Genomic DNA, 26,442 nt, shown 5'->3' on the forward strand with positions numbered 1-26,442 from the left:
CCCCGCGGGGCGGGGCCCCCCCCGGCGCGGGGCGGCGGCCGGGGGGGGGGGGGCCCCCCGCCCGCGGCACGATCAGGTCACCTGATCGTGCGGCACGGCGCGCGCGCCACGGGACGGCCGACTCCGCCGCCCGGTGACCCGCGCCGGCGCTACGGTTCCCGCCCGTGGCCGCCACCGGGTTCCTCACCGCCGACGAGCTCAACGAGCTCCTGCCGGGCACGCTGCCGGGACTGCTGGGCCTGGCGGTCACCGCGCACGAGCCCGGGCGTCTGGAGGCCGCCCTCGACGTGCGCCCCGACCTGCTCGCGCCCAACGGCTACCTGCACGCGGCGACCGTGGTCGCCCTGGCCGACACCGCCTGCGGGCTGGCCACGCGTGCGCTGCTGCCCGAGGGCGCGGTCGGCTTCACCACCATCGAGCTGAAGAGCAACTTCCTGGGCACCGTCCGCGAGGGCCGCATCCGGACGGTGGCCACCAACGCGCACGCAGGCCGCTCCACCCAGGTGTGGGACGCCGTCGTCACGTCCGACGCCCGGAGGACGCTCGCGCTGTTCCGGTGCACCCAGTCGGTGCTGTGGCCCCGATGAGGTGACCGGCGAGTAACCCCCGTGTCCTGCGCCACAGCCCGGGTGTGAGACTGGCGCCGTTACGTCCCCGCCGAGGAGGAGCACCGTGGCTCTGGCCAGTCGTTACCCCGACGTCGAGATCCCGGACCTGTCGGTCCCTGACTTCGTCCTCGCCGCGGGGCGGGAGAAGCCCGACGCGCCCGCGCTGGTCGACGGCCTGACCGGCGACTCGATCAGCCACGGCCAACTGGCCACCTACGTCGACCGGGTCGCGGCCGCGCTCGCCGCCCGCGGGCTGCGCAAGGGCGACGTCGTCGCGGTGCTGTGCCCGAACACCATGTGGTACCCGGTGGTGTTCCACGGCATCGCCAAGGCCGGCTGCGTGATGAGCCCGATCAACTCCCTCTACACCGCCCACGAGGTCGCCTTCCAGCTGAAGGACTCCGGCGCGAAGGTGCTCGTCACCGTCTCGCCGTTCCTCGACCGGGCGCTGGAGGCCGTCGAGCAGGCGCCGGTCGATGAGGTGATCGTCATGGACGGCGCCGAGGGGCACGCCTCGCTGCTCGACCTGATCAGCAGCGACGCGCCGTCGGTGCAGGTCGACATCGACCCGGCGAACGACCTGGTCACGCTCCCCTACTCCAGCGGCACCACCGGCCTGCCCAAGGGCGTGATGCTGACCCACCGCAACCTGGTGGCCAACGTCGCCCAGTGCCGCCCGCTGATCCAGCTGGGCGCCGACGAGCGGATCATCGCCGTCCTGCCGTTCTTCCACATCTACGGCCTGACCGTGCTGATGAACCAGGGGCTGGCCTGGGGCGGCGCCGTCGTGACGCTGCCGCGCTTCGACCTCGAGCAGTTCCTGCGCACCATCCAGGACCAGAAGATCACCCGCGCGTTCGTGGCCCCGCCGATCCTGCTGGCGCTGGCCAAGCACCCGATGGTCGACCAGTTCGACCTGTCGTCGCTGACCTCCATCCTCTCCGGCGCGGCCCCGCTGGACGAGGCGCTGGCCCAGGCCGCGCAGGCGCGGCTGCGCCGCGGCGCCGACAGCGGCGTCACGGTGGGCCAGGGGTACGGCATGACCGAGCTGTCCCCGGTCTCGCACACCACCCCCGACCACGGCGGCGAGCCGGAGGGCTTCACCGGCGAGGTCCCCAAGGGCTCGGTGGGCCTGGCGATCCCCAACACCGAGTGCCGGCTGGTGGACCCCTCCACCGGCGAGGACGCCGCCCCCGGCGAGCGCGGTGAGCTGTGGGTGCGCGGCCCCCAGGTGATGAAGGGCTACCTCAACAACGAGCAGGCCACCGCCGACACCCTCGACGCCGACGGCTGGCTGCACACCGGCGACGTCGCCATCGTGGACGACAGCGGCTGCTACACCGTCGTCGACCGGGTCAAGGAGCTGATCAAGTACAAGGGCTACCAGGTGGCCCCGGCCGAGCTCGAGGCCGTGCTGGTCGGCAACCCGCAGATCGCCGACGCCGCCGTCATCGGGGTCAAGGACGAGGAGAGCGGCGAGGAGCTGCCCAAGGCCTTCGTGGTGCGGGCGCCGGGCTCGGAGATCAGCGAGGACGAGGTCATGGAGTTCGTGGCCTCCCGCGTGGCGCCGCACAAGAAGATCCGGGCGGTGGAGTTCATCGAGCAGGTGCCCAAGTCCGCGGCCGGCAAGATCCTGCGCAAGGACCTCAAGGCACGCGTCTGACGGCCGATCCCGCAGAGCGCCGACGCCGTCCCCGGCCGCCCGTCACCGGGCCCCGAGGACGGCGTCGCGCGTCGCGGCGTGGCGCCGGGCCCCCAGCCGCAGGGTGAGCAGCTCGGCGCGGGAGGCGGTCCGCAGCACCGCCGCCTGCTCGGCGGGGTGGCAGGCGTCGAGCAGCCGGGGCAGGGCGAACAGCGCCTGACGGGCGCCGCGCCGCGCGGGGCCGGGGAGCGCGGCGGCCTCGCGCAGGCGGGCCTCGACGAGGTCGGCGAGATCGGTCAGGGCGAGCGCGAGAGCGGGCGCACCGGCGCTCAGCTCGCGGGCGAACAGCGCCAGCGCGAGGTCGGTGCGGGCGAGGACGGCGTCGAGGGCGACGTCGCCGTCGCGGCGCAGCCCCGGGTGCGCGCGGACCTCGGCCACCACGCCGGCGGTCCAGCGGACCAGCTCGCGCTGCCGGGCCGCGCAGCACGGGTCGTCGAAGGCGACGCCGGTGAGCGCCTCGGCGGCCAGCCGGGTCCCCGAGCGCAGCGCGCGGGACACCAGCGCGGGGTCGCTCAGGGAGGTCACCGCGCGGCCGCGCGTGGCCGGCAGCGTGTCGTGGTCGGGGGTGCGCGGCGCCGGGACGCGGACGGGGGTCGTCGTGGTCATGGCGCAGACGGTGCCGCCGGGCTCCTGCAGCGCACTTGCGAGCAGCTTGGACGCCGTCCCGCGGGCCGCCGGTCAGCCCGCGGCCCCCGACGGCACCGACTCCCCCGCCGCGGTCGGGGGCACGCCGACGACGCGCTTGTAGGCGCGGGAGAAGGCAGCCTCCGACTCGTACCCCAGACGCCCGGCCAGCTCTCCGACCCGGGCACCCTGCCCGAGGGCGACCGTGGCCAGGTGCATGCGCCAGCGGGCCAGGTAGTGCATCACCGGCTCCCCGGCCAGCTCGGTGAAGCGGGCGGCGAACGACGACCGCGACATCCGGGCCTCCCGCGCCAGCCGGCTCAGGGTCCACGCCGCGCCGGGCTCGCGGTGCAGCAGCGCGACCGCCCGCCCCACCTGCGGGTCGCGCAGGGCCCGCAGCCAGCCGGGACCCGTCGCCGCGGTGTCCAGCCACGCCCGGACGGCCTGCAGGACGACGACGTCGGCGAGCCGGGTGACCACGGCCTCGGCGCCGGGCCGGTCCTCGGCCAGCTCGTCGGCGAGGACCCGCAGCAGCATCGGCAGCCAGCCCGTGGAGGCCCCGTTGCCCGCGTCGACGACCAGCACCGGCGGCAGGAGGCCGAGCAGGTGGGCCGTCCCGGGCCGGTCGGGTTCGACCACCCCGCAGACCATCCCCGTCGCGGCACCGCCGCCGTCGAGCCGCAGGACGGAGTAGTGGTCCCCCAGGTACTGCTGGGGCAGCAGGTCGGCCCGGCCGGAGACCGGCGCCTCCGGGGCGCTGCGCAGCAGGTGGCCGCGGCCGTGCGGGACCAGGGCCAGGTCGCCGACGCGGAGCTCGTGCCGGTCGCCGTCGACCTCCAGGACGCAGGCGCCCCGGGTGACGACGTGGAAGCTCATGCACCCGGCGAGCGCCGGCATCTCGACGCCCCAGGGCGCGGTCGCCTCCGCCCGGCAGTAGAAGGTGCCGCGGATCCGCAGGTCGGCGAGCACCCCGCCGAGCGGGTCGACCGGCGTCCACGGCCGGCCGGGATCCGCGGAGGTCTCCTCGTTCGCGTGCACGGCACCAGCCTGCTGAGCGCCGCACCGGGCGTCCAGGTCCGCCGGACGAACGGGCACGGACGCCGGACGCGCGGTCATGGGCCGGGACCGGCCGGCCCGCCAGGCTCGACGGCGACCGGCCACGAGGGTCGGCAGGACCGCGAGAGGTGAGCGGGATGCGCGTGCTGGTGGTGGGAGCGACGGGCGGGTCCGGACGGGCGGCGGTCGAGGCGCTGACCGCGCGGGGACACGAGGTGACGGCCTTCGCCCGGCGGGCGTCGGCCGCCCGGGCCGGACGTCCCGGCGTCCGGGCCGTGGACGGCGACGCCACGGTGCCGGCCGACGTCGCGCGGGCGGTCCGCGGGCAGGACGCGGTGGTGGTGACCCTCGGCATCAGCGAGCACCCACTGCGGGTGCGGCTGCGGGGCAGCCGGGGCACGCCGCTGGACGTGCGGTCGCGCGGCACGGCCGCGGTGGTCGCCGCCATGCGTGAGCAGGGCGTGCCGCGGCTGGTCGTGCAGTCGTCCTACGGCGTCGGGGAGACGCGCGACCGGCTGCCGCTGTCGACCCGGCTGGTGTTCGCGCTGCTGCTGCGGCCGCAGATCGACGACCACGAGCGGCAGGAGCGGCTGGTCCGGGACAGCGGCCTGGACTGGACGATCGTCCAGCCGGTCTACCTCACCGACGGCGACGAGCCGGCCGCGACCTCACCGACCGGGGACACCGCGGGGATGCACGTCTCCCGGCGCGCGGTGGGCGAGGTGCTGGCCGACCTGGTCGCCGCGGACGGGGGCGGCAGGTGTGTCACCGTCTCCGGCGCGGCGGCGTCCCCGGCTCCGGCACCGAGCACCTGAGCGGGCGTCCGGCCTCCTAGGGTCGGCGCATGCGTGCGGTGACGACCAGCGGACCCGGCGGACCCGAGGTGCTCGGCTGGGGTGAGGTCCCCGATCCCGTGGCCGGCCCGGGCGAGGTCGTGGTCGACGTCGCGGCCAGTGCCGTCAACCGGGCCGACCTGATGCAGCGCGCCGGCTCCTACCCGCCGCCCCGGGGCGCCAGCGAGGTCCTGGGCCTGGAGTGCAGTGGCGTGGTCAGCGAGGTCGGCGAGGGCGTCGTCGGCTGGTCGGTGGGCGACGAGGTGTGCGCGCTGCTGGCCGGGGGCGGCTACGCCGAGCGGGTCGCCGTCCCGGCCGCGCAGCTGCTGCCCCGCCCGGCCGGGGTGGAGCTGGCCACCGCCGCGGCGCTGCCCGAGGTCGCCTGCACGGTGTGGTCCAACGTCTTCCAGCTCGCCGGCCTGCGCCGGGGCGAGACCTTCCTCGTGCACGGCGGGTCCAGCGGCATCGGCACGATGGCGATCCAGCTCGCCGTCCGCGCCGGGGCACGGGTGTTCACCACCGCCGGCAGCGCGGCCAAGCGGGCGTTCTGCCGGGAGCTCGGCGCCGAGGTGACCGTCGACTACACGGCCGAGGACTTCGTCGAGCGGGTCCGCGAGGAGACCGGCGGCGCCGGGGTCGACGTCGTGCTGGACAACATGGGCGCGAAGTACCTGGCCCGCAACGTCGACGCCCTCGCCGTCGGCGGCCGGCTGGTGGTCATCGGCCTGCAGGGCGGCGCGCGGGCCGAGCTCGACCTCGGGAAGCTGCTGGCGAAGCGGGCGTCGGTGGCGGCGACGGCGCTGCGCTCGCGCCCGGTGACCGGACCCGGCGGCAAGGACGCGATCGTCGCCGCGGTGCTCGCCCACGTCTGGCCCGACGTCGAGCGCGGCGTGGTGCGGCCGGTGGTGGACCGCCGGCTGCCGATGTCCCGTACGGCCGAGGCGCACCGCGTCGTCGAGGCGAGCGAGCACATCGGGAAGGTGCTGCTGCTCCCCGACGCCTGACCGCCCCTGGTGCAGGGCGCGGGGTGCGACCCTGCGGGCGTGGCTGACGACCTCCCCGACCCGCGGTCGCCGCGCTTCGCCCGGGGGACACCGGAGTTCGACCGCGCGCTCGCCTTCTCCGACGGGACCTACGCCGTCGCGCTCACCCTGCTCGTCACCACCCTCGACGGCACGGACCGTGCCGGCGCCTGGGCCGATCCCGCCGCCCTGTGGGCGGCGATCGGGACCGAGCTCGTGGCCTTCTTCGTGGCCTTCGCCATCGTCGCGTTCTACTGGCGGGCCAACCACGCCTTCGTCGCGCGGCTGCACCACCTCAGCGGGCGCCTCGTCACGGTGGACCTCGTGCTGCTCGCCTTCGTGGTGCTGCTGCCGTTCAGCACCGACGCGATGGGGGAGCACCAGGAGCCGCTGGCGACGGCCGTCTTCGCCGCGAACGTCGCGGTGGTCTCCTCGACGGAGGCGGCGATGTACGTGCTGGCGTGCCGGACCGGCCTGGTCAGCGCGCCGCCGTCACCGCGGCGGATGCGGCTGGAGCTGGTCCCCCAGCTCGTGCCGCCGGCGTTCTTCCTCGCGTCGATCCCGGTGGCGTACCTGGTCTCCTCCTCCGCCGCCCGGCTGTCGTGGCTGGGACTGCTCGTGGTCAACCCGGTCGTCGGCGTCCTGGTCCGCCGCCGCGCCGCCGGCGCCTAGAGCAGCGCGCCGCGCAGGGCGGCCACGGAGTCGATCACGTAGCCGACCTCCTCGGCGGTGGTGTAGTGCGCCAGCCCGAGGCGGACCGCGCCGCCGGCCTCGTTGACGCCGAGGGCGTCGAACAGCTCGCGGGCGTAGAAGTCGCCGTCCCAGGCGCAGATCCCCCGGCGGGAGAGCTCGGCGGCCACCTGGCGGGGGCGCATGCCGGAGACGGTGAACGACAGGGTCGGCGTGGTGTGCTCCGGGAAGCCGACCACCTGCACGTGCCGCATGGCGCGCAGCGCCTGGTCCAGCCACTCGAACAGGCCGCCCTCGTACGCGGCGACGGCGGTCATGGAGTCGCGCAGCCGGTCCCGGCGGCTGCCGGTGGCGTCCTCGCAGAGGCCGGCCAGGTGGTCGACGGCGGCGGTGACCCCGGCGTACAGCTCGAACGGCGGCGTGCCGTTCTCGAACCGGTCGGGCACCCGGTCAGGCGCGGGCAGCAGCCGGTCGGGGTCGAGCTCGGCGAGCAGCTGCGGGTCGGCCACCACCGCGCCCACGTGCGGCCCGCACCAGGTGTAGGCCGAGACGGCGAGGAAGTCCGCGCCGAGCGTGGCCCGGTCGAGGAAGACGTGCGGCGCGGCCTGCACGGCGTCGACGTAGACCAGCGCCCCGGCGGCGTGCGCGCGGGCGGCGATCGAGGCGACGTCCGGGCGGGTGCCGATCGCGTTGCTGGCGGCGGTGACCGCCACCAGCCGGGTGCGCGGGGTGATGAGGTCGTCGTACTGCCAGGCGGGCAGCTCACCGGTCTCGATGTCGACCTCCGCCCACCGGACGACGGCGCCCACCTGGGCGGCCGCGGTCAGCCACGGCCGGATGTTGGCGTCGTGGTCGAGCCGGCTGACGACGACCTCGTCGCCGCGGCGCCAGGTGCGCGCCAGCGCCCGGGCCACGGCGTAGGTCAGCGTGGTCATGCTGGGCCCGAGGACGACGCCGGTGGGGACCCCACCGACCAGGTCGGCCACCGCGGCGCGGGCGCCGGTCACCAGCCCCTCGGTGCGCGACGACGCGGGGAACACCCCGCCGCGGTTGGCCACCGGCACCCGCATCGCGGCGGACACCGCGTGCACCACGCTCTCGGGCAGCAGGGTGCCGGCCGGGGCGTCGGTGTGCACGAAGCCGTCGGACAGCCCGGGGAACTGGCCGCGGACGCGCGCGACGTCCAGCCGTGGTTCCCCCGGGTGCATGCGGGCGACCCTAGTTGGCGCCGTCCGGGGCCCGCGCCGCCGCACCGAGGCCCCGCGCCCGGCGTTCGCCCGCCGACGGCCGGGGGCAGGATGGGGGCATGACGGCACCCGGCAACGGCAGTGAGCGCCCGCAGCAGGTCCTCGTCGTCGGCCCCGACGGGCGGCCGGTCGGCGCGATGCCCGTGCCCGCCGCCGGCCCCGCGGGCGGGGAGGGCGAGGCGGGCGGCTCGAACATCGGTGAGATGGTCGAGCAGCCGGCCAAGGTCATGCGGATCGGCACGATGATCAAGCAGCTGCTCGAGGAGGTCCGGGCCGCGCCCCTCGACGAGGCCAGCCGCGCCCGGCTGCGCGACATCCACGCCTCCTCGATCCGCGAGCTCGAGCAGGGCCTGGCGCCGGAGCTCTCCGACGAGCTGCGCCGGATCACCTCCCCGTTCAGCGAGGACCAGACGCCGTCGGACGCCGAGCTGCGGATCGCCCAGGCCCAGCTGGTCGGCTGGCTGGAGGGCGTGTTCCAGGGCATCCAGACGGCGCTGTTCGCCCAGCAGATGGCCGCCCGCGCGCAGCTGGAGGAGATCCGCCGTCGCGCCCTGCCCGGCGGCCCCGGCGCCGCCGCCGAGCCCCGCCCCGGCGGCGGCCAGTACCTGTAGGGGCTCCGCCGGGATCAGGTGACCTGATCGCGGGGCGTCCTCCCGCACGTCCTGCGGTGCGGGAGGACGCGCTGTGGTGCGGGAGGACGCGGTTGTCCACAGGTCGCGGGCGCCGACGGAGCCCGTCCACGGATCCGCCCGGACCGTCCCCGCGAGCGCTCCGCAGGCGCAGGCTCCCCGCGTGGACCCGAACCTGGAACTCGCCGCGCGGCGTCGTGGCGGCGTCTTCACCGTGGACGACGCCCGGCGCGCCGGCTACCGCCCCGACGACGTCCGCAGTGCCGTGCGCACCCGGGCCTGGCACCGTCTGCGCCGGGGCGTGTACGTGCCGACGGCGCGGTGGCTGGCGACGGCCGAGGACCCGCGCGCACGCCACCTGCTGGTGTGCGCGGCCGCGCTCGCCGTCCTGGACCCCGGCCCGGTCCTGAGCCATGCGTCGGCGGCCCGCTTCCACGGGCTCGTCCTGCCGCGCGAGGTCGACGACGACGTGCGCCTCACCCACGCCGACGAGTGGCGGTGCGGCCGGGGGTACCGCATCGCGGCGGCCGCCCTGCCTGCCGAGGACGTCGTGGACGACGGAGCGTTCCGGGTGACCACCGCGGCACGCACCCTCGTCGACTGCGCGCGCGACTGGTCCCTCGTCGACGCCGTGGTCGCCATGGACGCGGCGATGCAGGGACAGCAGGTGGGGCGGGGCGCCCTGCAGGCCGCCGTCCTGCGGCAGACGCACTGGGTGGGCATCGGGGCCGCCGCACGTGCACTCGGCCTCGCCGACGGCCGCGCCGAGTCGCCGTTGGAGACGCGGGGGCGGCTGGCGCTGCTGCAGGCGGGACTCCCCCGCCCCGAGCTGCAGGTGGAGCTGCACGGTCCCCGCGGCTTCCTCGGCCGGGTCGACGCCTGGTACGAGGAGGCGGCGCTGGCCGTCGAGTTCGACGGCCGCGTCAAGTACGCCGCCCCGCGCGACGGGCGCTCGCCGGAGGCGGTGCTGTGGGACGAGAAGCGGCGCGAGGACCGGATCCGCGACCACGACGTCCGCGTCGTCCGGGTCACGCAGGAGAACCTCGGCCCCGCCAGCCAGGCGCTCGCACGGGTGGCCCGGCTGCTCGCCCAGCCGCCGGCCGGCCCTCGCCCGTTCCGCGTGGTCCGGTGCCCCGAGCCGGGAGCCGATCCCGAGGACGCCGTCGCCTGAGCGGCCCGCGCTGCGGCGCCCGGACGACGTCCTCCCTCACCTGCGGGCGTCCTCCTGCACGGTGGGCGGTGCGGGAGGACGCCCGACGATCAGGTCACCTGATCCCGGCGGAGCACGCGCTCAGACGGAGAAGCGGCGGACGGCGTCCTGCAGCTCCCCGCTCATCCGCGCCAGCTCGGCGGCGGCCTGCCGGGCGTCGCCGACGCGGGCGTTGGTCTGCTGGGTGCCGTCGGCCAGGCCGGTGATCGCCGCGGCGATCTGACGGGTCCCGCCCGCCGCCTCGGCCACGTTGCGGTTCATCTCGTTGGTCGTCGCCGTCTGCTCCTCCACGGCGGCGGCGATGGTCGCCTGGAAGTCGTTGATCTCGCCGATCACCGAGCTGATCCGGCTGATCGCCTCGACGGCGCCGGCGGTGTCGGCCTGGATGGCCTCGACCCGGCGGGAGATGTCCTCGGTGGCCCGCGCGGTCTCCTGGGCGAGCTCCTTGACCTCGCTGGCCACGACCGCGAAGCCCTTGCCCGCCTCGCCGGCCCGCGCGGCCTCGATGGTGGCGTTGAGCGCCAGCAGGTTGGTCTGCTCGGCGATGCCGTTGATCAGCTTGACGACGGTGGCGATCTCCTGCGAGGAGTCGCCGAGCTTGCCGACGGTGCGGGTGGTGGTCTCCGCGACGCCCACGGCCTGACCGGCGACCCGGGCGGCCTCGGTCGCGTTGTGCGCGATCTCGCGGATCGCCGACTCCATCTGCGAGGAGCCGGTGGCCACGGTGTCGACGCTGGCGGCGACCTCACCGGCCGAGGCGACCACGACGTCGGTCTGGTCGGAGGCGGCGCGGGAGAACTCGGCGATGCTGCCGGCGGCGGTGTCGAGCTGGGTGGAGGCGCCCTGCAGCCGGTCGGCGGAGTCGCGGACCAGGGTCAGCACGCCGCCGAGCGCGTCGAGGGTCTCGTCGAGCGACCGGGCCACCTCGCCCAGCTCACCGCCGCCGGTGGCGCCGGCGCGCACGCGCAGGTCACCGCGGGCGACCTCGCCGAGGACCTCGCGGATCCGCTGCACCGGCCGGGTCACGCTGCGCGCCACCGCGAGGGCGAGCACGACGGAGACGACCAGGCCCAGGCCGACGACGACGAGCGTGAGGGTGCGCGCCGAGGCGTAGGCGTCACGGGCCTCGGCGACCGTCGCGCGGGCGGCCGCGGCGGCCGACGTCGTGGCCGCGGTCAGCGACTCCTCGATGACGTCCTCGTTCTGCGACATCGTCTGCAGCAGCGGCAGCGCGTCGGGCGAGGTCGGCGGCAGGGTCTGCAGCCGCGCGAGCGCCGTCAGGTAGGTCTGCGACGCGGTCCGGTACTCCTCGAAGCCGGCGCGGGCGTCGTCGGACAGCGGCATCCCGGCCACGGCGTCGGCGTGCTCGACCATGGCCTCCCCCGCGGCGGCGGCGGACTCCCGGGCCTCCTGGAGGGTGGCCGGCGGCAGCGTCGGGATGTTGGCCCGCGCGGTGTGCGCCGACAGCTCCCACCAGTCGACCTGCAGGCGGCGCAGCCCGTCGAGCGGCGTGGCGCCCTCGCCGTGCACCTGGTCGGCCTTGTCCGCGAGGACCGACATCCGCGCGATGCCGAACAGCCCGACCCCCAGCGTGGTCAGCGCGACGACGAGGATCGCGCCGAGCAGCCTCGTGTGCAGGCTCCAGCCGGAGGAGACGGGCTCGGCCGTCGGGACGCGGGCGGGGGTCTGGCTCATGGATCGCCTTCCGTGGCGGGGTGCCGGTCGCTTCGACACATCGGCAGGGAGGGCGCGATCTCAAGCCGGGCTAGAGGGCGGCGAGGAAGGCCGCGACGCCGTCGTCGTCGTTGCCGACGGTGACGTCGGTGGCCGCGGCCAGCAGGTCGGGGTGGGCGTGCGCCATGGCCACCGCCCGGCCGCCGCCCTCGCGCACCCAGTCGAAGGCGGCGATGTCGTTGGGCATGTCCCCGAAGACGACGACGTCCTCGGGACCGACGCCGTGCCGCGCGGCGACCCGGGCCAGCCCGCTGGCCTTGGTGACGCCGCGCGCGGAGATCTCGGCCAGGGCGTCGGAGGAGGAGTTGGTCACCGTGGCGAGGTCGCCGACCACGCGCTCCACCAGCGCGACGAACGTGTCGCGGTCGAGGTCCTCGTGGCGGGCCAGCAGCTTGGCCGCGGGCGCGGCGACCATCTCCTCCAGCGAGGCCTCGGCCACGCCGGGCGCGTCGACGTCCCACCGCGGCCGGTAGACCGGCTCGTGACGGAACTCCAGGCCGTACTCGACGGCGAACCAGGTGCCGGGCTGCTCGGCGCGCAGGCCGGCGGTGATCTCGCCGAGCACCGCCGGGGGCAGCGCCTCCTCCTCGAGGATCTCGAAGCGCCCGAGGTCGAGCAGCACCGCGCCGTTGCAGCAGACGGCGGTGCCCTCGGTGACGACCTGCCGGATGCGGTGCATCCAGCGCGGCGGCCGGCCGGTGGCGAGCACGACGGGGACGCCGTCGTGCTGCCAGCGGCGCAGCTCGGCGACCGTGGCGTCGCTGACGGTGTCGTCGGACCGCAGCAGCGTGCCGTCCATGTCGCTGGCGATCAGCCGGGGGCGCCAGTCAGACACCGGCGAGCACCGCCTCGAGGTAGCGGGCGACGCCGTCGGCGTCGTGCCCGCCGGTGAGCGCGCCGGCGGCCGCGCGGACGGTGGGGTGGGCGTTGGCCACCGCGACGGCCCGCCCGCCGGCCTCGGTGACCGCGGTGATCATCGGCAGGTCGTTGGGCATGTCGCCGAAGACGAGCACGTCGGCGAAGCCGACGCCGTGGTGCTCGAGGGCGACGGCCAGGCCGGTGGCCTTGGTGACGCCCGGCGGCAGCACCTCGATGAACCCCAGCCCGGCGTGGGTGACCTCGGCCTCGGCCGGGTCGACCACCCGGCGGGCGCGGGCGAGCAGCTCGTCCTGGCCGAGGGTGGAGGAGCGCAGGAACACCTTGAGCACCGCTCCCTCGGGGACGACCGCGTGGCGCGGCAGCAGGTGCGCCGGCTCCGGGTAGGGCCAGTCGAAGCCGTGCTGCACCCGCAGCGGCGCGAACGCCTCGGCCTGCTCGGCGGCGTCCTCCACGGCCAGGATCAGGTCGCCGGCGACCGACTCGATCCGCTCGATGACGGCCATGGCCTGCTCGCGCGGCAGGCCCACCGCGCGCAGCACCTCGCGGCGGTCGAGGTCGACGACGTAGCCGCCCTGCGCGAGGACGGCGATGCCGCGCCCGTCGAGCGCGGTGCGGACGCTGTCGAGCAGCCGCGGCCCGCGCCCGGTCACGCCGACGACGGGGATGCCGGCGGCCCAGCAGGCGTCCAGCGCCGCGCGGGTGCGCGGGCTGACCACGCCCTCGGAGGTCAGCAGCGTGCCGTCGAGGTCGCTGGCCACCAGCCGCGGGCGCCAGCTGCCGAGGTCGCCGGGCTCGACCACCCGGTCGGCGTCCGGGGAGGGGACGTGACCGGAGAGGACGGCGCGGGGCACGGTCTCGCTCACGCAGCCGCCGGGGGGACCGGCGCGGCCAGCGTCATGCCGGGCGTGAGCACCTCGTGCCCGCCCAGCCAGGGCCGCAGCGCCACCGGGACGTGCACCGACCCGTCGGCGCGCTGGTGCACCTCCAGCAGGCAGGCGATGGTGCGCGCGATGGCGCACAGCGTGCCGTTGAGCGTGGCCGCCGGCTGCGGCCGGCCGTCGGCGTCGCGGAAGCGGATGGCCAGCCGGCGGGCCTGGAAGGTGGTGCAGTCCGACGTGCTGGTGAGTTCCCGGTAGGTGCCCTGGCTGGGGAACCACGCCTCGATGTCGTACTTGCGGGCGGCGCTGGTGCCGAGGTCGCCGGCGGCGATGTCGACGACGCGGTAGGGCAGCTCGAGCGCCTGGAGGAACTCCTCCTCCCAGGCGAGCAGCCGCAGGTGCTCGGCGGCGGCCTCCTCGGGGCGGCAGAAGCTGAACATCTCGACCTTGTCGAACCAGTGCACGCGGATGATCCCGCGGGTGTCCTTGCCGTAGGAGCCGGCCTCGCGGCGGAAGCAGGACGACCAGCCGGCGTAGCGGCGCGGGCCGGCCGACAGGTCGAGGACCTCGTCGGCGTGCATGCCGGCCAGGGCGACCTCGGAGGTGCCGACGAGGTAGAGGTCGTCACGCTCGACGCGGTAGACCTCCTCGTCGTGCTCGCCGAGGAAGCCGGTGCCCTCCATCGCCTCGGGCTTGACCAGCGCGGGGGCGACGACGGGGGTGAACCCGGCGGCCACCGCGCGGGTGATCGCCAGCTGGGCGAGGGCGAACTCCAGCAGCGCGCCGGGGCCGGTGAGGAAGTAGAAGCGCGCGCCGGAGACCTTGGCGCCGCGCTCGGTGTCGATGGCGCCGAGCGCCTCGCCGATCTGCAGGTGGTCGCGCACCTCGAAGTCGTAGGACGGGACCTCGCCCACCGTCCGGAGGGTCACCGCGTCGTCCTCACCGCCGGGCGGGACGTCGTCGGCGACCACGTTCGGGATGGCCAGGTGCGCCGCGCGCAGGGCGGCGTCGGCGGCGCGCTGGGCCTCCTCGGCCTCCTTCACCTGCGCCGCGAGCGCCCGGGCCCGCTCCAGGACGGCGGGCCGCTCCTCGGGGCCGGCCTTCTTGACCGCCTGGGAGGCCGTCTTCTGCTCGGCGCGCAGGTCGTCGGCGCGCTTGACGGCGGCGCGGCGGGCCTCGTCGGCGGCCAGGAGCGCGTCGACCCGGGACTCGTCGGCACCGCGGGCGCGCTGGCTGGCACGGACGACGTCGGGGTGCTCGCGCACCAGGCGCAGGTCGATCACCCCCCGATCGTAGAGAGGCGCGCCCGGGAGGAGCCGGACCCGCGGTGACACCTCCCCGCACGGGGGAGTGCTGGGACACTCGGGGGCATGCGATTCCTCGGCGGCAACCGCCCGGCCACCGACCTCACCTACGCCGACGTGTTCATGGTGCCCAACCACAGCACCGTGGGCTCGCGGCTCGAGGTCGACCTGACCACGCCGGACCGGGTGGGCACCACGATCCCGGTCGTCGTCGCCAACATGACGGCGATCAGCGGCCGCCGGATGGCCGAGACGATCGCCCGCCGCGGCGGCCTGGCGGTGCTGCCGCAGGACATCCCGGTCGACGTCGTGACCGAGGTCGTGTCCTGGGTGCACGCCCGGCACCCCGTCTACGACACCGCGATCACCCTGTCGCCGACGTCGACGGTCGGCGAGGCGCTGTCGCTGATGACCAAGCGGGCGCACGGCATCGTCGTCGTGGTCGAGGAGGGCGTGCCGGTGGGCGTGGTCACCGACGGCGCCTGCCAGGGCGTCGACCGGTTCAGCCAGCTCGGGCAGGTCATGGCCGAGCACCCGCTCACCATCCCCGCGGGCACCGACCTGCCGAAGGCGTTCGACGTGCTCTCCGGCGAGCGGGTCAGCGCCGCGCCGGTGGTCGAGGGCGACCGGCTCGTCGGCGTCATCACCCGCAAGGGCGCGCTGCGCTCGACGCTCTACACGCCCGCGGTCAACGCGACCGGCCAGCTGCTCACCTCGGCCGCCGTCGGGATCAACGGCGACGTCGCCGGCAAGGCCTCGGCGCTGCTGGCCGCCGGGGTCGACGTGCTCGTCGTCGACACCGCGCACGGCCACCAGGAGAAGGCGGTCGAGGCGGTGCGCGCGGTCCGCGCGGTGGCCGGGACGACGCCGGTCGTGGCGGGCAACGTGGTCACCGCCGAGGGCACCCGCGAGCTGGTCGAGGCCGGCGCCGACGTCGTCAAGGTCGGGGTGGGCCCCGGCGCGATGTGCACCACGCGGATGATGACCGGCGTCGGCCGGCCGCAGTTCTCCGCCGTCGAGGAGTGCGCGGCCGAGGCCCGCCGGCTGGGCCGGCACGTGTGGGCCGACGGCGGGGTGCGCCACCCGCGCGACGTCGCGCTCGCCCTGGCCGCGGGCGCGGCCAACGTGATGGTCGGCTCCTGGTTCGCCGGCACCTACGAGAGCGCCGGGGACGTGCACGACGACGGCGGCCGGCTGTACAAGGAGTCCTTCGGGATGGCGTCGGCGCGCGCGGTCAAGGCGCGGACGGCGGCGCAGAGCGGCTTCGAGCGGGCCCGCGCCGGGCTGTTCGAGGAGGGCATCAGCTCCTCGCGCATGTACCTCGACCCGGCCCGCCCCGGCGTGGAGGACCTCGTCGACGGCATCGTGGCCGGGGTGCGCTCGTCGTGCACCTACGCCGGCGCCCGCACCATCGACGAGCTGCACCAGCGCGCGGTCGTGGGGGTGCAGAGCGCGGCCGGTTACGAGGAGGGCCGCCCGCTGCCCACCAGCTGGTGAGGCCGCTCCCCCGCGAGGTCTTCGAGTCGCTGGTCGCCGACGCCCTCGACGCGGTGCCGGCCGAGCTCATGGCGCTGCTGGACAACGTCGTCGTGCTGGTCGAGGACCGCAACGAGGACGAGCCCGACCTGCTGGGGCTCTACGAGGGCTTCGCGCTCACCAAGCGCGGCTGGCAGTACGGCGGCACGCTGCCGGACCGGATCATGATCTACCGCGAGGCCATCTGCGACATCTGCGAGACCGCCGAGGAGGTGGTCGAGGAGGTGACGGTGACCGTCGTCCACGAGATCGCCCACCACTTCGGCATCGGCGACGAGCGGTTGCACGAGCTCGGCTGGGGCTGACACGACGACGGCCCCGGCGGCCACTCCCTGGGGAGCGGACCGCCGGGGCCGCCGGCGTCTACCTGGTGTGGGTCAGTCCTGCTGCGCGGCCTTGCGGCGACGGCTCACCAGGACCAGCAGGCCACCACCGACGAGCGTGGCGCCACCGAGCAGGGCCGGCACCAGCGGCTCAGCACCGGTGAAGGCCAGCGCACCGCCGGACGACGACGCCGTGGTGACGGCGACCGCACCGGCCTCGTCGACGGTGACGTCGAGGCGCAGGAAGTGCTCGTTGCCGTCGGGGTCCACACCCGTCGCCACGAGCGAGTGGTTGCCGGCCGGCAGGTCCGCCGGGACGGTCACCTCGACCTCGAAGCGGCCCTGGGCGTCGGCGACGACGGTGGTCAGGACGCGGGGCTCCGAGTAGATGATCACCGAGACGCTCGAGAAGGGCATGAAGCCCTCGCCCTTGATCGTCAGCTTCTCCCCGACGCTGAGCTCCGTGTCGGCGCCCTGGTCGGTGGTCAGCTTCAGCGGGGTGCTGGGCACCGTGGCCGGCACGATCGGCGCGCTGGGCACCTGCGGCGTGCCGCCCGGGTCCTTGACCGGGGTCACCGGGATGTCGACCGGCTTCTCAGGCGTCGGCTCCTCGGTGCCCGGGTCCTGGGTGCCCGGGTCCTGGGTGCCCGGGTCCTGGGTGCCCGGGTCCTGGGTGCCCGGGTCCTGGGTGCCCGGGTCCTGGGTGCCCGGGTCCTGGGTGCCCGGGTCCTGCGTGCCCGGGTCCTGCGTGCCCGGGTCCTGCGTGCCCGGGTCCTGCGTGCCGGGGTCCTGCGTGCCGGGGTCCTGCGTGCCGGGGTTCTCGGTACCGCACGGGGCCCCGGAGACGGCGACGTCGAGTGGCTCGCTGTCCGCGCTCTTCCGGAAACTCCCGAAGCTGTCCTCGCGGGCCTCGAGGACGATGCGGTAGCTCTTCCCATCGGTCAGCGGGACCTCGGCGGCGAGGCCGTCTCCGAACGGCAGGACCGTGAGTTCCTGCCACTCCGTCTCGTCCAGGACGACGTCGCCCGCCGAGCTGCCGGCCTCCGGGGCGGCGGAGACGTTTGCCCAGTACGAGAAGTTCTGACTGGTCTCCTCGTCGACGACGACCTCGGCGAACTCCAGCGTCACCGTCGACTCACAGGTCGAGTGGCCGGTGATGACCGGGCCGACCCAGGTCTCATCGTCGAAATCGGCCGCGGCGGCGAGGCCCGGGAACAGCACCGAGCCGCCCAGCGCCACCGACAGGCCCGCGGCGCCCGCCGCCAGCTGCCAGGCCACCGAGCGGCGGCCCTTCGTTCCTGCGTTCACTTCTCACCCTCTCCGGAACAGCACCGGCGCCGCGCGGGCGCCGAGGTGTGACGTTGTGTCCCCTGTATGAGACGGGACTGTTCCGTGCCTCGAGGGTCTCCAAAACTGCCAAAGAACTTGATCGAAAGTGGACGTTCACTGGCGAGTCGCACCACTCGTCACAGCAGTCCCGGGTTTCTGGAATGGCTCCACCTGCCACAGGGGGCCCCGAGCGAGACAGCAGCGGGTCGGGTGCTCAGGGGTCGACCAGGCCCCCGCGTACCGTGATCGCGTGCCATCCGACGTCGCCAAGGGCAGCGGCCTGCCGATCAAGATGCTGCACGACCGGATCCTCGTGTCCCTCCGCAGAGAGGACGGCGAGCGTCGCTCGACCGGCGGCATCCTCATCCCGGCGACCGCGCAGGTGGCCAAGCGGCTGGTGTGGGGCGAGGCGCGCGGGGTCGGCTCCGGCGTCCGCCAGGTGAAGGTCGGCGACCAGGTGCTCTTCTCCCCCGAGGACCAGCACGAGGTCGAGGTCCACGGCGAGGAGCTGATCATCCTGCGCGAGCGCGACGTGCACGCCGTCGCCGCCGAGCGGATCGAGGAGTCCACCGGCCTGTACCTGTAGGGCTCCAGGCACAGGAAGCGATACGCACGTCCTGGGCTCCAGGACGTGCGTATCGCTTCCTATGCCGATCGGTGCGCGAGCGCTCAGCGGTGGGCGGTGATCACCTCGGTCATCCCGGCCAGCCACCGGCGGACGACGGCGACGTCGTCGTCGGTGAAGTCCGCCATCGCCGCCATGAGCTCCCGCTGCAGCCCGCCGAAGAAGGCGGCGCCGGCCGCCATCGTCGGCTCGGTCATCTGCAGGACGACGCGGCGGCGGTCGGCGGCGTCGCGCACGCGCTGCACGTGACCGGCCCGCTCCAGCCGGTCGAGCAGTGCGGTCACCGCCGCCGAGCTCAGACCCACCGCGGCGCCCAGCCCCCCGGCGGTGAGGGGCTCGCCGGCGCGGGCGGCGTCCATGATCGCGATGACCGCACGGACGTCGGTGCGTCCGAGTCCGTGCGCGTCGGCGAAGCGTTGACCGACGGCGTCGAGTTCCACGGTCAGCCGTCGCAGCAAGAGGGTGACCGCCACCCGGTCGCTGTCGTTGCGCGTCATCCACCCACCCCCGTAATGTCTCGAACGTCGAGATTCTAGAGCACCGAAGGGTCACCCCCGATGCCCCGACGCACCACCCTCCTGCGCTGGCTCCTGCCCGCTCTGGTCGCCGTCCTCTGGCTCGGCCTGGCCGCTCCCCTCGGGGCCATCGGCGGACGGCTGACCGAGGTGCAGGAGAACGACAACGCCGCCTTCCTGCCCGACAGCGCGGAGTCCACCCGCGTCACCGAGCTCCAGGAGCGCTTCCGCGACGAGGAGGCGATCCCGGTCGTCCTGGTGTGGGAGGGCGACGGCCCGATCGACCCGGCCACCCAGCAGGCGGTCGGCGACGCGCTCGCGGAGGTCACCGCCGTCGCGGAGGAGGCCGACGCCCTGGCCGGGGAGCCCTCCCCGCCGATCCCCAGCGAGGACGGCGAGGCGCTGCAGGCCGTCGTCCCGCTGCGCGCCGACCTCGGCGAGGCGCTGCCCGAGGTGGTGCAGGAGATGCGGGCCGTCGACGACGTCGAGGGCACCACCGCCTACGTCACCGGCCCCGGCGGCGTGTTCGCCGACTTCGCCGACGGCTTCTCCGGCATCGACGGGCTGCTGCTGCTGGCCGCGTTCGGCGTCGTCCTGCTCATCCTGCTGGTGGTCTACCGCAGTCCGCTGCTGCCGTTCCTGGTGATCGGCACGGCCGGCCTCGCGCTGACCGCCGGCCAGGCCGTCTCCTACCTGCTGGCCCGCGAGGGGATCATCACCGTCAACGGGCAGAGCCAGGGCATCGCCTCGATCCTCGTGGTCGGCGCGGCCACCGACTACGGCCTGCTGCTCGTCGCCCGCTACCGGGAGGAACTGCGGGTGGAGCGGTCGCCGGTCGCGGCGATGCGGGTCGCGCTGCGCCGCTCGGTCGAGCCGATCCTGGCCTCCGGCGCCACCGTCGTCCTGGGCGTGCTCTGCCTGCTGTTCTCCGACCTCGCCTCCAACCGCGGCCTGGGGCCGATCTCGGCGGTCAACGTCGTCCTCGCGGTGGTCGCCTCGCTGACCTTCCTGCCCGCCGTCCTCGTGCTGCTCGGCCGCGCCGCCTTCTGGCCCTTCCGGCCCCGCTACGGCAGCGAGCCGAAGCGGAACGGCGGGTGGCAGCGCACCGCCGACGCGGTGGGGCGCCGGCCCGGCCGGGTGCTGGCGATCAGCGTCGCCGCCCTGCTCGCCGCCGCGGTCTTCGCGCCGACGTTCCAGGCCGACGGGCTGCCGCTGTCCGAGGCGGTGCGCGGCAACCCCGAGGGTGCCCAGGGCCAGGAGGCGCTCGCCCGCCACTTCGACGCCGGCAGCGGCAGCCCCGCGGTGATCGTCACGCCGGCCGACACCTGGCCCGACGTCGCGGCCGCGGCCGCCGCGGTGCCCGGCGTCGCCGCCGTCACCCCGGTGACCGGGTCGGACGGCCCGCCGGCGCCGGACGCCCAGCCGCAGGAGGTCGACGGGCTGGTGCAGCTCGACGCCACCCTCGCCGACGCCGCCGACAGCATCGCGGCCGAGCGCACGGTGGCCGACCTGCGCGAGGCGGTGCGCGACGCCGACCCCGACGCCCTGGTCGGCGGGACGACGGCCACCAACCTCGACACCCTCGACACCTCGGCGCGCGACCTGCGGGTGATCGTGCCGCTGGTGCTGCTGGTGATCACGGTGGTGCTCGCCCTGCTGCTGCGGGCGATCGTCGCGCCGCTGGTGCTGCTCGGCACCGTCGTCCTGAGCTTCGCCGCGACCATCGGCGTCTCGGCGCTGGTCTTCGAGCCGCTGCTGGGCACCGCCGACAGCGACCCGACGATCATCCTGATCGGCTTCGTGTTCCTGGTCGCCCTGGGGATCGACTACAACATCTTCCTCATGACCCGGGCGCGGGAGGAGTCGCAGCGGCACGGGACCAAGCAGGGGGTGCTGCGCGCGCTGGCCGTCACCGGTGGCGTGATCACCAGCGCCGGCCTGGTGCTGGCGGCCACCTTCGGGGCGCTGGCGGTGCTGCCGCTGCTCATCCTCGTGCAACTGGCGTTCATCGTCGGCTTCGGCGTCCTGCTCGACACCTTCGTCGTCCGCACCCTGGTGGTGCCCTCGGCGGTGTACCTGCTCGGCGACCGCACCTGGTGGCCCGGCCGGCTGGCCCGCCGGCCGGAGCCCGAGCCCGAGCGGGAGCTGGAGCCCGCCTAGAGCGGGCACTTCCGCGGAAGTGCCCGGTCAGACCTCGCCGGTGCGCAGGCGCGCCAGCCACCGCCCGGCCTCGGCGAAGGCCGTGTCGGCCGACTCGTCGGGGACCGGGCGGTTGGTGCGGCCGTCGGCGCGCGGGTAGGAGCCGAGGAAGCGCACGTCCTCGCACACCCGGTGCAGCGCGGCCAGCGCCTCCCCCACCCGCGCCTCGGCCACGTGGCCCTCGCAGTCGAGGGAGAAGGAGTACACCCACAGCCGGTCGCGGGTGGGCCGTGACTCGATGCGCGTCAGGCTGATCCCGCGGACGGCGAACTCGCGCAGCACGTCGAGCAGGGCGCCGGTGCGGTCGGCGACGACGACCACCAGCGACGTCTTGTCGTTGCCGGTCGGGACCGGCAGCGCCCCGGGCCGCGACACCAGCACGAAGCGGGTGACCGCGCCGGGGTGGTCGGCGACGTCCTCGGCCAGCGGCACCAGGCCGTAGCGCTCGGCGGCGATCGGCGCGCAGACGGCGGCGTCGTGGGCGCCCTCGGCCACGGCGCGGGCGGCGGCCGCCGTCGAGGAGGCCGGCAGCGCGGGGACGCCGGGGAGCAGGCCGGCCAGGGTGCGCGCGGTCTGGGCGAGCGCGTGGGGATGGCTGACCACGCTGCCCACGGCGTCGAGGGTCGCCCCAGGTCGCGCGGCGAGGACGAAGGAGACGGTCAGGAACACCTCGCGGGTGACCACCAGCCGGTCGCCCTCGGCCAGGCCGTCCATGGTGGCCGGGACCGAGCCCTCGACCGAGTTCTCCAGCGGCACCAGGGCGGCGTCGGCCTCGCCGGCGCGCACGGCCGCCAGGGCCGCGGCGACGCTCGCGGCGGGCTGCCGGACACCCTCCCCGGGGGCGACGGCCCTGCTCAGCGCCGCTTCGGCGAAGGTACCCTCGGGCCCGAGATAGGCGAACCGCGTCGGAGGCGTCTGGGGCACCCGACGAGGGTAGTGCGGTCGGGCAGGGGCCCCGTCCCGTCCGGGGGGAGCTGCCTCACCGCCGGCCAGCAGCGGCCGGACGACCGGCGTCGGGGAGGAGGGGTGCGTGACCCCCGGCCCGTCTGCCCTCACCGAGGGTGATCTCGACGCTGCGCTGCGCCGCCTGCTGGTGGCCAGCTCCCGCGACGACGCCGACGCCTTCCGCGCCGAGCTCGACGACGCCGAGCCCGCGCTGGCCGCTGCCGGCGACCCGGGCTGGGCCGCCTGGTCCGCGGCGCTCGCGGCCCGCCGCGGCCTGGTCGACGGCGACCGGGAGGCCACCGCGGCCGGGGTCGCCACCGCCCGCGAGGCCCTCGGCGCCTGCCCGGCGTCGGCGGGCACGGCCCTGGTGCTGGCCTACCTCGCGCACGTCGAGGCCGCCGCCGACCACCTCGACGCCGCGATGCTGCTCGCCGTCGACGCCAGCCTGCTCACCGAGCAGGTCCCCGCCGAGCCGACCCGCGTGCTGCACCAGGCGCACCTGTGGCTCTCCCTCACCCTCACCGCGCTCGACCTCGAGGAGCTCGCCGTCGCCCACGCCGAGCGGGGACACGAGGTCGCCGCCCGGCTGCCCGACCTCACCGACCGCTGGCAGCTGCTGCGGCTGTGCGCGCAGCAGAACGTCGAGCTCGCCCAGACGCTGCGCCGCCGCGGGGACGCCGCGCGGGCGCGGGCGCTGGCCGGCACCGCCCTCGCCGCGGCCGCCGAGGCCCGGGCGCTGCCCGTCGAGCCCGAGCCCGGCGACCAGGACCTGCTCGACGTCGTCCAGGCCTGGGCGCTGTGCTGCCACGACGACCTCGACGGCGCGCTGGGCCCGCTGCGGTCGGTGCACCGGCGGGTGCACCGCGGCGGCGGCACGTGGCTGCGCGGCTACGCCGACCTCGCGCTGGCCCGGCTGCTGACCCGGCTCTCGCAGGAGCACAGCGGCGGCGGGGGCGGGGAGGAGGCCACCGACCTGCTCGTCGACGCCTCCGGCGCCTTCGCCGCGACCGCCGACCGGCGCCGCTACCGGCAGTGCCTGCTCGAGCTCGGCCAGGCCACCGCCGCGATGGGCCGCCCCGCCGAGGCGCTGTACTGGCTGGAGGCCTACCGCGCCGACACCGGCCGGGCGCACGCGCGCAGCCGGGAGCTGTGGGCGGAGATGTTCGTCCGCCGCAGCCGGCTGCGCGAGGTGGAGCGGCAGGCCGCCGTGCTGCGCCGGCACGCCCTCGAGGACGCCCTCACCGGGCTGGGCAACCGGCGCAGCGCCGAGCGCCGGCTGGCCGGGATGCGGCTGGGCGCCGAGCCGCTGTCGCTGGCCGTCGTCGACGTGGACCGGTTCAAGGAGGTCAACGACGACGCCTCGCACTCCCACGGCGACGAGGTGCTGCGGCGGGTGGCGGCGCTGCTGCGCGAGCACAGCCGGGCCGGGGACGAGGTGTACCGGTGGGCCGGCGACGAGTTCCTCGTGGTGCTGCCGGCCGCGACGCAGGCGCAGGCGCTGGCCGCCGCGGAGCGGCTGCGGGCCGCCGTCGCCGAGGCCGACTGGGCCGACCTGCCGCTGTCCGAGCCGATCACCGTGAGCATCGGGGTGGCCACCGCGCCCGCGGTCGCCGACGACCGCGACGCGCCGGTCGGCTGGCGGTCGCTGTTCGACACCGCCGACCTGCACCTGTTCTCGGCCAAGCGCGGCGGGCGCAACCGGGTGCGCGCCCCCGGGCTCGTCGACGACGCGCCCACGGCGGACGACGACCTGCCCGCGGGCGGGGCGGCGCCGTGACGGGGCGCCCCGCCTGGGACGCCAGTGACGGGACGGACGACGCCGGCGGTCGGCTCCGGCGTGCCGGAGCCCGGGCGCTCGACTCCCTCCCTGACGACGTGCACAGTGCGCTGGTGCCACCGGGAGCCCTGCACCACCGGGTGACCGCCGCCCTCGCCAACTGGCAGCTGGACGACGCCGAGCGGTTGCTGTCGGTCGTCGACCCCTCCTCGCCGTACGAGGTCCCCGCCGACGCCGACCCCGCCGACGCCGCGGGCCTCGGTCGCGCCTGGGCCGACACCCTGCGCGCCGAGCTGCTGGTGCGCCGGCTGCGGGTCGCCGGGTTCACGCTGGTCGGCGAGCCCCTCGACGCGCCCGAGGCCACCGAGTCGCTGGACCTGCACGCCGGCGTCGCCGGCCTGCTCGACCGCGGCGACGGTGCGGCGGCCGCGGAGGCGGGCGAGGACGACCCGCGCTCGGAGTCGGCCGCGAACGCCGCCCTGGCCATCGCGCTGGTCCGCTCGGCCAAGGCCGCCTTCGACGCCAGCGACGACGACGTGCAGCGTGCCGCGGGGCTGGCCCGGCACGCCCGCATCGAGCTGCTGTCCCGCCGGATCGACGCCGCGATGGACGAGGCGGTCGAGGCCGCGAGCCTGCTCGACCCGCAGCTGCCGCCGAGCGCGCTGCTGGTCGACACGCTCGGCACCCTCGCCGGCGTCCTGGCCGACCTCGAGCTCATGCCGCTGGCGCTGGACTACCAGCGCCGCGCGCTGGAGACGGCGACCGCCGCGGCCGCCGCCGGCGTCCTCGGCCCCGACGAGGACCCCGACGTGCTCGCCGCCGGCGCGGCCACCTGCCTGGGCGAGCTGTGCGCCGAGCTCGGCGAGGCCCTGCTCGACGACGGCGACGCCGACTCGGCCCGGCCGCGGTTCGCCGAGGCGCGGGCGCTGGCCGAGCGGGCGCTGGCCCAGCTGCCGCCCGACGCCGGCGGCGTCGTCGCCGCGCAGGTGGTGCACGGCTGGGCGCTGGTCGGCCTGGGCGAGCACGCCGCGGCCACCGGCCCGCTGCGCGCCGCCGTCCGCACCAGCAGCGCCCGGGGCGACCGGGCGCTGCTGGCCTCGGCCCTGCTGGCCCTGGGCCGCGCGCTGCGGCGGCAGGGCGACGGCCGCGGCGCCGACCAGCAGCTGGCCAAGGCGCTGGCGCTGGCCACCGAGCACGGCCTGCCGCGCTTGCGGCGGGCGGCGCTGCGCGAGCTGTGCACGCTGCACGCCGAGCTCGACGACGCGGGGCGCGCGCTGCCCTACCTGCAGGCCTACCTCGCCGACGAGCTCGACCGGGTCGACGAGCGGCGCACCCGCTGGGTGGAGCTGTTCGGCCGGCGCAAGAGCCTGCTGGAGAACGAGCGGGCCGCCGGGCAGCTGCGCCGCCAGGCCTACGAGGACCCGCTGACCTCCCTGCCCAACCGGCGCTACGCCGAGGCGCGCCTCGACGGGCTGCTCAGCGCGGGGACCACCCCGGCCCTGGCGGTCGTCGACGTCGACCGGTTCAAGGCGATCAACGACGCCGTCGGCCACCCCGGCGGGGACACGGTGCTGCGCACGGTCGCCGATCTGCTGCTGGCCGGCTGCCGCGACACCGACGAGGTGTGCCGGTGGGCCGGCGACGAGTTCGTCGTCCTGCTGCCCGACACCACCGCCGAGCAGGCCGAGCACGCGCTCGAGCGGATCCGCCGCGCCGTCGCCGGCCACGACTGGGCCGCGCTGGGTGTCCCCGTGCCGGTGACCATCAGCGTCGGCATCGCCTCGGCCACCCGCGGCGACGACCGCCGCACGCTGTTCGCCGCCGCCGACGGGGTGCTGTACGACGCCAAGCGCAGCGGCCGCGACCGGGTCGTGGCGCTGTCCGCGCTCACCCAGACCCGCGCACCGGACACGCCGCTGCCGACGCCGCGCCCTGCGTCCGTGCCGGCCTCGCCGCTGGACCCGGTGGGCGGCTTCTCGCCGCTGCTGAGCACCCCCGCGCCCCGTCCCGCCGACCCGCCGCTGTCGCTCGGCGCCCCCGGCGAGCCGTCGCTGGGCCCCGCGCCCGCCGCGCCGCCGGGGCGCCCCGTGCCGGCCGAGCCCGACGTCGTCTGGGGGGTGGGCCGCTCGACCGAGCAGGTGCTGGCGCTGGTCCGCGAGACCCGCGCCGCGCACCCCGACCGGCCCGCGCTGGTCGTCCGCGCCGGCGCCGACACCCTCGTCGCGCTGGCCTCCGAGCACCCCGGCTCCACCGTCGACGCCGCGGCGATGTCGGCCGCCGTCGGGCCGGTCCCCGAGCCGGTCGGGCGGGTGGGCGTGCTCTGCGCCGGCAGCGCCGACGCGTCGGTGGCGGCGGAGGCGGCGTTCGTCGCGCGGGTCACCGGCACCGAGGTGGTGCGCGTCGACGACGTGGGCGGCGGCCGGCTGCGCTCGCTGCTCACCGACCGCACGCTGCTCGACGACGTCGACTGCCTGGTCGTCGTCGCCGGGCTCGACGCCTCGCTGGCCGGGACGGTCGCGGCGATGACCGACGTGCCGATCGTCGCGGTGCCCACCTCGACCGGGCAGCCGGGCTCCTTCGGCGGGTTCGGGGCGCTGCTGACGATGCTCACCGCGGCGTCCCCGGGCGTCGTCGTCAGCACGATCGACAACGGCCACGCCGCCGGGGTCTTCGCCGCCCGCATCGCCCGCCGCACCGCCCGGTAGGTGGGGCGGGCCAGGCCACTCGCCCAGATTGGCCTGCGGCCCCCGGGCCGGTCCTGACGCAGGATCGGTGCC

Annotated in this window: 23 protein-coding genes; 13 read left to right on the top strand and 10 right to left on the bottom strand. The window is 76.1% G+C overall.

The genetic code is table 11. The features are described from left to right. The first annotated feature begins 164 nt into the window (after positions 1-164). A complete protein-coding gene (locus ACI780_RS20020; protein ID WP_457005212.1) occupies positions 165-587 on the top strand; it encodes a PaaI family thioesterase in 423 nt (140 codons plus the stop codon). An 85-nt stretch (positions 588-672) separates the two neighbouring features. Then, on the top strand, positions 673-2,271 hold the full coding sequence (locus tag ACI780_RS20025; protein ID WP_457005214.1) for an AMP-binding protein: 1,599 nt from the start codon (positions 673-675) through the stop codon (positions 2,269-2,271). A gap of 42 nt (positions 2,272-2,313) precedes the next feature. Here ACI780_RS20025 and ACI780_RS20030 read toward each other — a convergent pair whose 3' ends face one another. Both ACI780_RS20030 and ACI780_RS20035 read right to left on the bottom strand, forming a co-directional pair. Continuing rightward, positions 2,314-2,916 (bottom strand): hypothetical protein, encoded by a 603-nt coding sequence (locus ACI780_RS20030; protein WP_457005216.1) that lies wholly within the window; start codon positions 2,914-2,916, stop codon positions 2,314-2,316. A 72-nt stretch (positions 2,917-2,988) separates the two neighbouring features. Further along, positions 2,989-3,972, bottom strand: a complete 984-nt coding sequence (locus ACI780_RS20035; protein ID WP_457005218.1) for an AraC family transcriptional regulator — start codon at positions 3,970-3,972, stop codon at positions 2,989-2,991. Positions 3,973-4,127: 155 nt separating this feature from the next. On the opposite strand from ACI780_RS20035, the gene ACI780_RS20040 reads away from it, so the two are divergent. The 3 genes from ACI780_RS20040 to ACI780_RS20050 are packed head-to-tail and all read left to right on the top strand — an operon-like array spanning position 4,128 to position 6,517. Next, a complete protein-coding gene (locus ACI780_RS20040) occupies positions 4,128-4,805 on the top strand; it encodes an NAD(P)-dependent oxidoreductase (RefSeq protein WP_457005280.1) in 678 nt (225 codons plus the stop codon). Positions 4,806-4,834: 29 nt separating this feature from the next. Further along, positions 4,835-5,827, top strand: coding sequence for an NAD(P)H-quinone oxidoreductase (locus tag ACI780_RS20045; RefSeq protein WP_457005220.1), 993 nt, complete (start codon positions 4,835-4,837; stop codon positions 5,825-5,827). A 39-nt stretch (positions 5,828-5,866) separates the two neighbouring features. Next, on the top strand, positions 5,867-6,517 hold the full coding sequence (locus ACI780_RS20050; protein WP_457005222.1) for a TMEM175 family protein: 651 nt from the start codon (positions 5,867-5,869) through the stop codon (positions 6,515-6,517). Here the strand turns inward: ACI780_RS20050 and ACI780_RS20055 are convergent. Then, a complete protein-coding gene (locus ACI780_RS20055; protein WP_457005224.1) occupies positions 6,514-7,743 on the bottom strand; it encodes a cysteine desulfurase-like protein in 1,230 nt (409 codons plus the stop codon). The two genes, ACI780_RS20050 and ACI780_RS20055, sit on opposite strands and share 4 nt — an antisense overlap. Positions 7,744-7,841: 98 nt before the next feature. Between ACI780_RS20055 and ACI780_RS20060 the strand changes: the two genes are divergently transcribed. Both ACI780_RS20060 and ACI780_RS20065 read left to right on the top strand, forming a co-directional pair. Beyond that, positions 7,842-8,393 (top strand): bacterial proteasome activator family protein, encoded by a 552-nt coding sequence (locus tag ACI780_RS20060; RefSeq protein WP_456873165.1) that lies wholly within the window; start codon positions 7,842-7,844, stop codon positions 8,391-8,393. 181 nt (positions 8,394-8,574) lie between these two features. Continuing rightward, on the top strand, positions 8,575-9,582 hold the full coding sequence (locus tag ACI780_RS20065; protein WP_457005226.1) for a type IV toxin-antitoxin system AbiEi family antitoxin domain-containing protein: 1,008 nt from the start codon (positions 8,575-8,577) through the stop codon (positions 9,580-9,582). A 120-nt stretch (positions 9,583-9,702) separates the two neighbouring features. Here ACI780_RS20065 and ACI780_RS20070 read toward each other — a convergent pair whose 3' ends face one another. From ACI780_RS20070 to serS, 4 genes are all read right to left on the bottom strand, one after another. Then, positions 9,703-11,316 carry a methyl-accepting chemotaxis protein gene (locus ACI780_RS20070; protein ID WP_457005228.1) on the bottom strand — a complete coding sequence of 538 codons (1,614 nt, stop codon included), beginning with the start codon at positions 11,314-11,316 and terminating at the stop codon, positions 9,703-9,705. Between the two features lie 70 nt (positions 11,317-11,386). Continuing rightward, positions 11,387-12,190, bottom strand: a complete 804-nt coding sequence (locus ACI780_RS20075) for an HAD hydrolase family protein (protein WP_457005230.1) — start codon at positions 12,188-12,190, stop codon at positions 11,387-11,389. Then, on the bottom strand, positions 12,183-13,097 hold the full coding sequence (locus ACI780_RS20080) for an HAD family hydrolase (protein ID WP_457005232.1): 915 nt from the start codon (positions 13,095-13,097) through the stop codon (positions 12,183-12,185). Before ACI780_RS20080 ends, ACI780_RS20075 begins: the two co-directional genes overlap by 8 nt. Beyond that, the gene (gene serS / locus ACI780_RS20085; RefSeq protein ID WP_457005234.1) at positions 13,094-14,395 is read right to left on the bottom strand and encodes a serine--tRNA ligase; all 1,302 of its coding nucleotides are present in this window, start codon (positions 14,393-14,395) and stop codon (positions 13,094-13,096) included. The genes ACI780_RS20080 and serS overlap by 4 nt, the downstream gene beginning before the upstream one ends. A gap of 87 nt (positions 14,396-14,482) precedes the next feature. Between serS and ACI780_RS20090 the strand changes: the two genes are divergently transcribed. Both ACI780_RS20090 and ACI780_RS20095 read left to right on the top strand, forming a co-directional pair. Further along, positions 14,483-15,913: a GuaB1 family IMP dehydrogenase-related protein gene (locus ACI780_RS20090; RefSeq protein WP_457005236.1), complete on the top strand. Its 1,431-nt coding sequence runs from the start codon at positions 14,483-14,485 to the stop codon at positions 15,911-15,913. Further along, positions 15,910-16,257 (top strand): metallopeptidase family protein, encoded by a 348-nt coding sequence (locus ACI780_RS20095; protein ID WP_457005238.1) that lies wholly within the window; start codon positions 15,910-15,912, stop codon positions 16,255-16,257. The genes ACI780_RS20090 and ACI780_RS20095 overlap by 4 nt, the downstream gene beginning before the upstream one ends. A gap of 72 nt (positions 16,258-16,329) precedes the next feature. Here ACI780_RS20095 and ACI780_RS20100 read toward each other — a convergent pair whose 3' ends face one another. Next, positions 16,330-17,583, bottom strand: coding sequence for a hypothetical protein (locus tag ACI780_RS20100; RefSeq protein ID WP_457005240.1), 1,254 nt, complete (start codon positions 17,581-17,583; stop codon positions 16,330-16,332). Positions 17,584-17,854: 271 nt separating this feature from the next. Here ACI780_RS20100 and ACI780_RS20105 point away from each other — a divergent pair, with 271 nt between their 5' ends. Further along, positions 17,855-18,190 carry a GroES family chaperonin gene (locus tag ACI780_RS20105; protein ID WP_456872433.1) on the top strand — a complete coding sequence of 112 codons (336 nt, stop codon included), beginning with the start codon at positions 17,855-17,857 and terminating at the stop codon, positions 18,188-18,190. Between the two features lie 83 nt (positions 18,191-18,273). Here the strand turns inward: ACI780_RS20105 and ACI780_RS20110 are convergent, their stop codons facing one another. Beyond that, on the bottom strand, positions 18,274-18,726 hold the full coding sequence (locus ACI780_RS20110; RefSeq protein WP_457005242.1) for a MarR family winged helix-turn-helix transcriptional regulator: 453 nt from the start codon (positions 18,724-18,726) through the stop codon (positions 18,274-18,276). A gap of 60 nt (positions 18,727-18,786) precedes the next feature. Between ACI780_RS20110 and ACI780_RS20115 the strand changes: the two genes are divergently transcribed. Beyond that, the gene (locus ACI780_RS20115; RefSeq protein ID WP_456872431.1) at positions 18,787-20,904 is read left to right on the top strand and encodes an MMPL family transporter; all 2,118 of its coding nucleotides are present in this window, start codon (positions 18,787-18,789) and stop codon (positions 20,902-20,904) included. Between the two features lie 27 nt (positions 20,905-20,931). Here ACI780_RS20115 and pheA read toward each other — a convergent pair whose 3' ends face one another. Continuing rightward, the gene (gene pheA / locus ACI780_RS20120; protein ID WP_457005245.1) at positions 20,932-21,867 is read right to left on the bottom strand and encodes a prephenate dehydratase; all 936 of its coding nucleotides are present in this window, start codon (positions 21,865-21,867) and stop codon (positions 20,932-20,934) included. Between the two features lie 106 nt (positions 21,868-21,973). Between pheA and ACI780_RS20125 the strand changes: the two genes are divergently transcribed. Further along, on the top strand, positions 21,974-23,665 hold the full coding sequence (locus ACI780_RS20125) for a diguanylate cyclase (RefSeq protein ID WP_456872429.1): 1,692 nt from the start codon (positions 21,974-21,976) through the stop codon (positions 23,663-23,665). 113 nt (positions 23,666-23,778) lie between these two features. Continuing rightward, positions 23,779-26,370 (top strand): diguanylate cyclase domain-containing protein, encoded by a 2,592-nt coding sequence (locus ACI780_RS20130; protein WP_457005247.1) that lies wholly within the window; start codon positions 23,779-23,781, stop codon positions 26,368-26,370. The last annotated feature ends 72 nt before the right edge of the window (positions 26,371-26,442 follow it).

This window comes from Geodermatophilus sp. SYSU D00814 (genome assembly GCF_054050055.1).

Excerpts from the sequence above, each read along its gene's own strand:
- ACI780_RS20030 (WP_457005216.1), bottom strand. The coding sequence starts at position 2,916 with ATGACCACGACGACCCCCGTCCGCGTCCCGGCGCCGCGCACCCCCGAC.
- ACI780_RS20040 (WP_457005280.1), top strand. The coding sequence starts at position 4,128 with ATGCGCGTGCTGGTGGTGGGAGCGACGGGCGGGTCCGGACGGGCGGCG.
- ACI780_RS20045 (WP_457005220.1), top strand. The coding sequence starts at position 4,835 with ATGCGTGCGGTGACGACCAGCGGACCCGGCGGACCCGAGGTGCTCGGC.
- ACI780_RS20055 (WP_457005224.1), bottom strand. The coding sequence starts at position 7,743 with ATGCACCCGGGGGAACCACGGCTGGACGTCGCGCGCGTCCGCGGCCAG.
- ACI780_RS20060 (WP_456873165.1), top strand. The coding sequence starts at position 7,842 with ATGACGGCACCCGGCAACGGCAGTGAGCGCCCGCAGCAGGTCCTCGTC.
- ACI780_RS20070 (WP_457005228.1), bottom strand. The coding sequence starts at position 11,316 with ATGAGCCAGACCCCCGCCCGCGTCCCGACGGCCGAGCCCGTCTCCTCC.
- ACI780_RS20090 (WP_457005236.1), top strand. The coding sequence starts at position 14,483 with ATGCGATTCCTCGGCGGCAACCGCCCGGCCACCGACCTCACCTACGCC.
- ACI780_RS20110 (WP_457005242.1), bottom strand. The coding sequence starts at position 18,726 with ATGACGCGCAACGACAGCGACCGGGTGGCGGTCACCCTCTTGCTGCGA.
- ACI780_RS20115 (WP_456872431.1), top strand. The coding sequence starts at position 18,787 with ATGCCCCGACGCACCACCCTCCTGCGCTGGCTCCTGCCCGCTCTGGTC.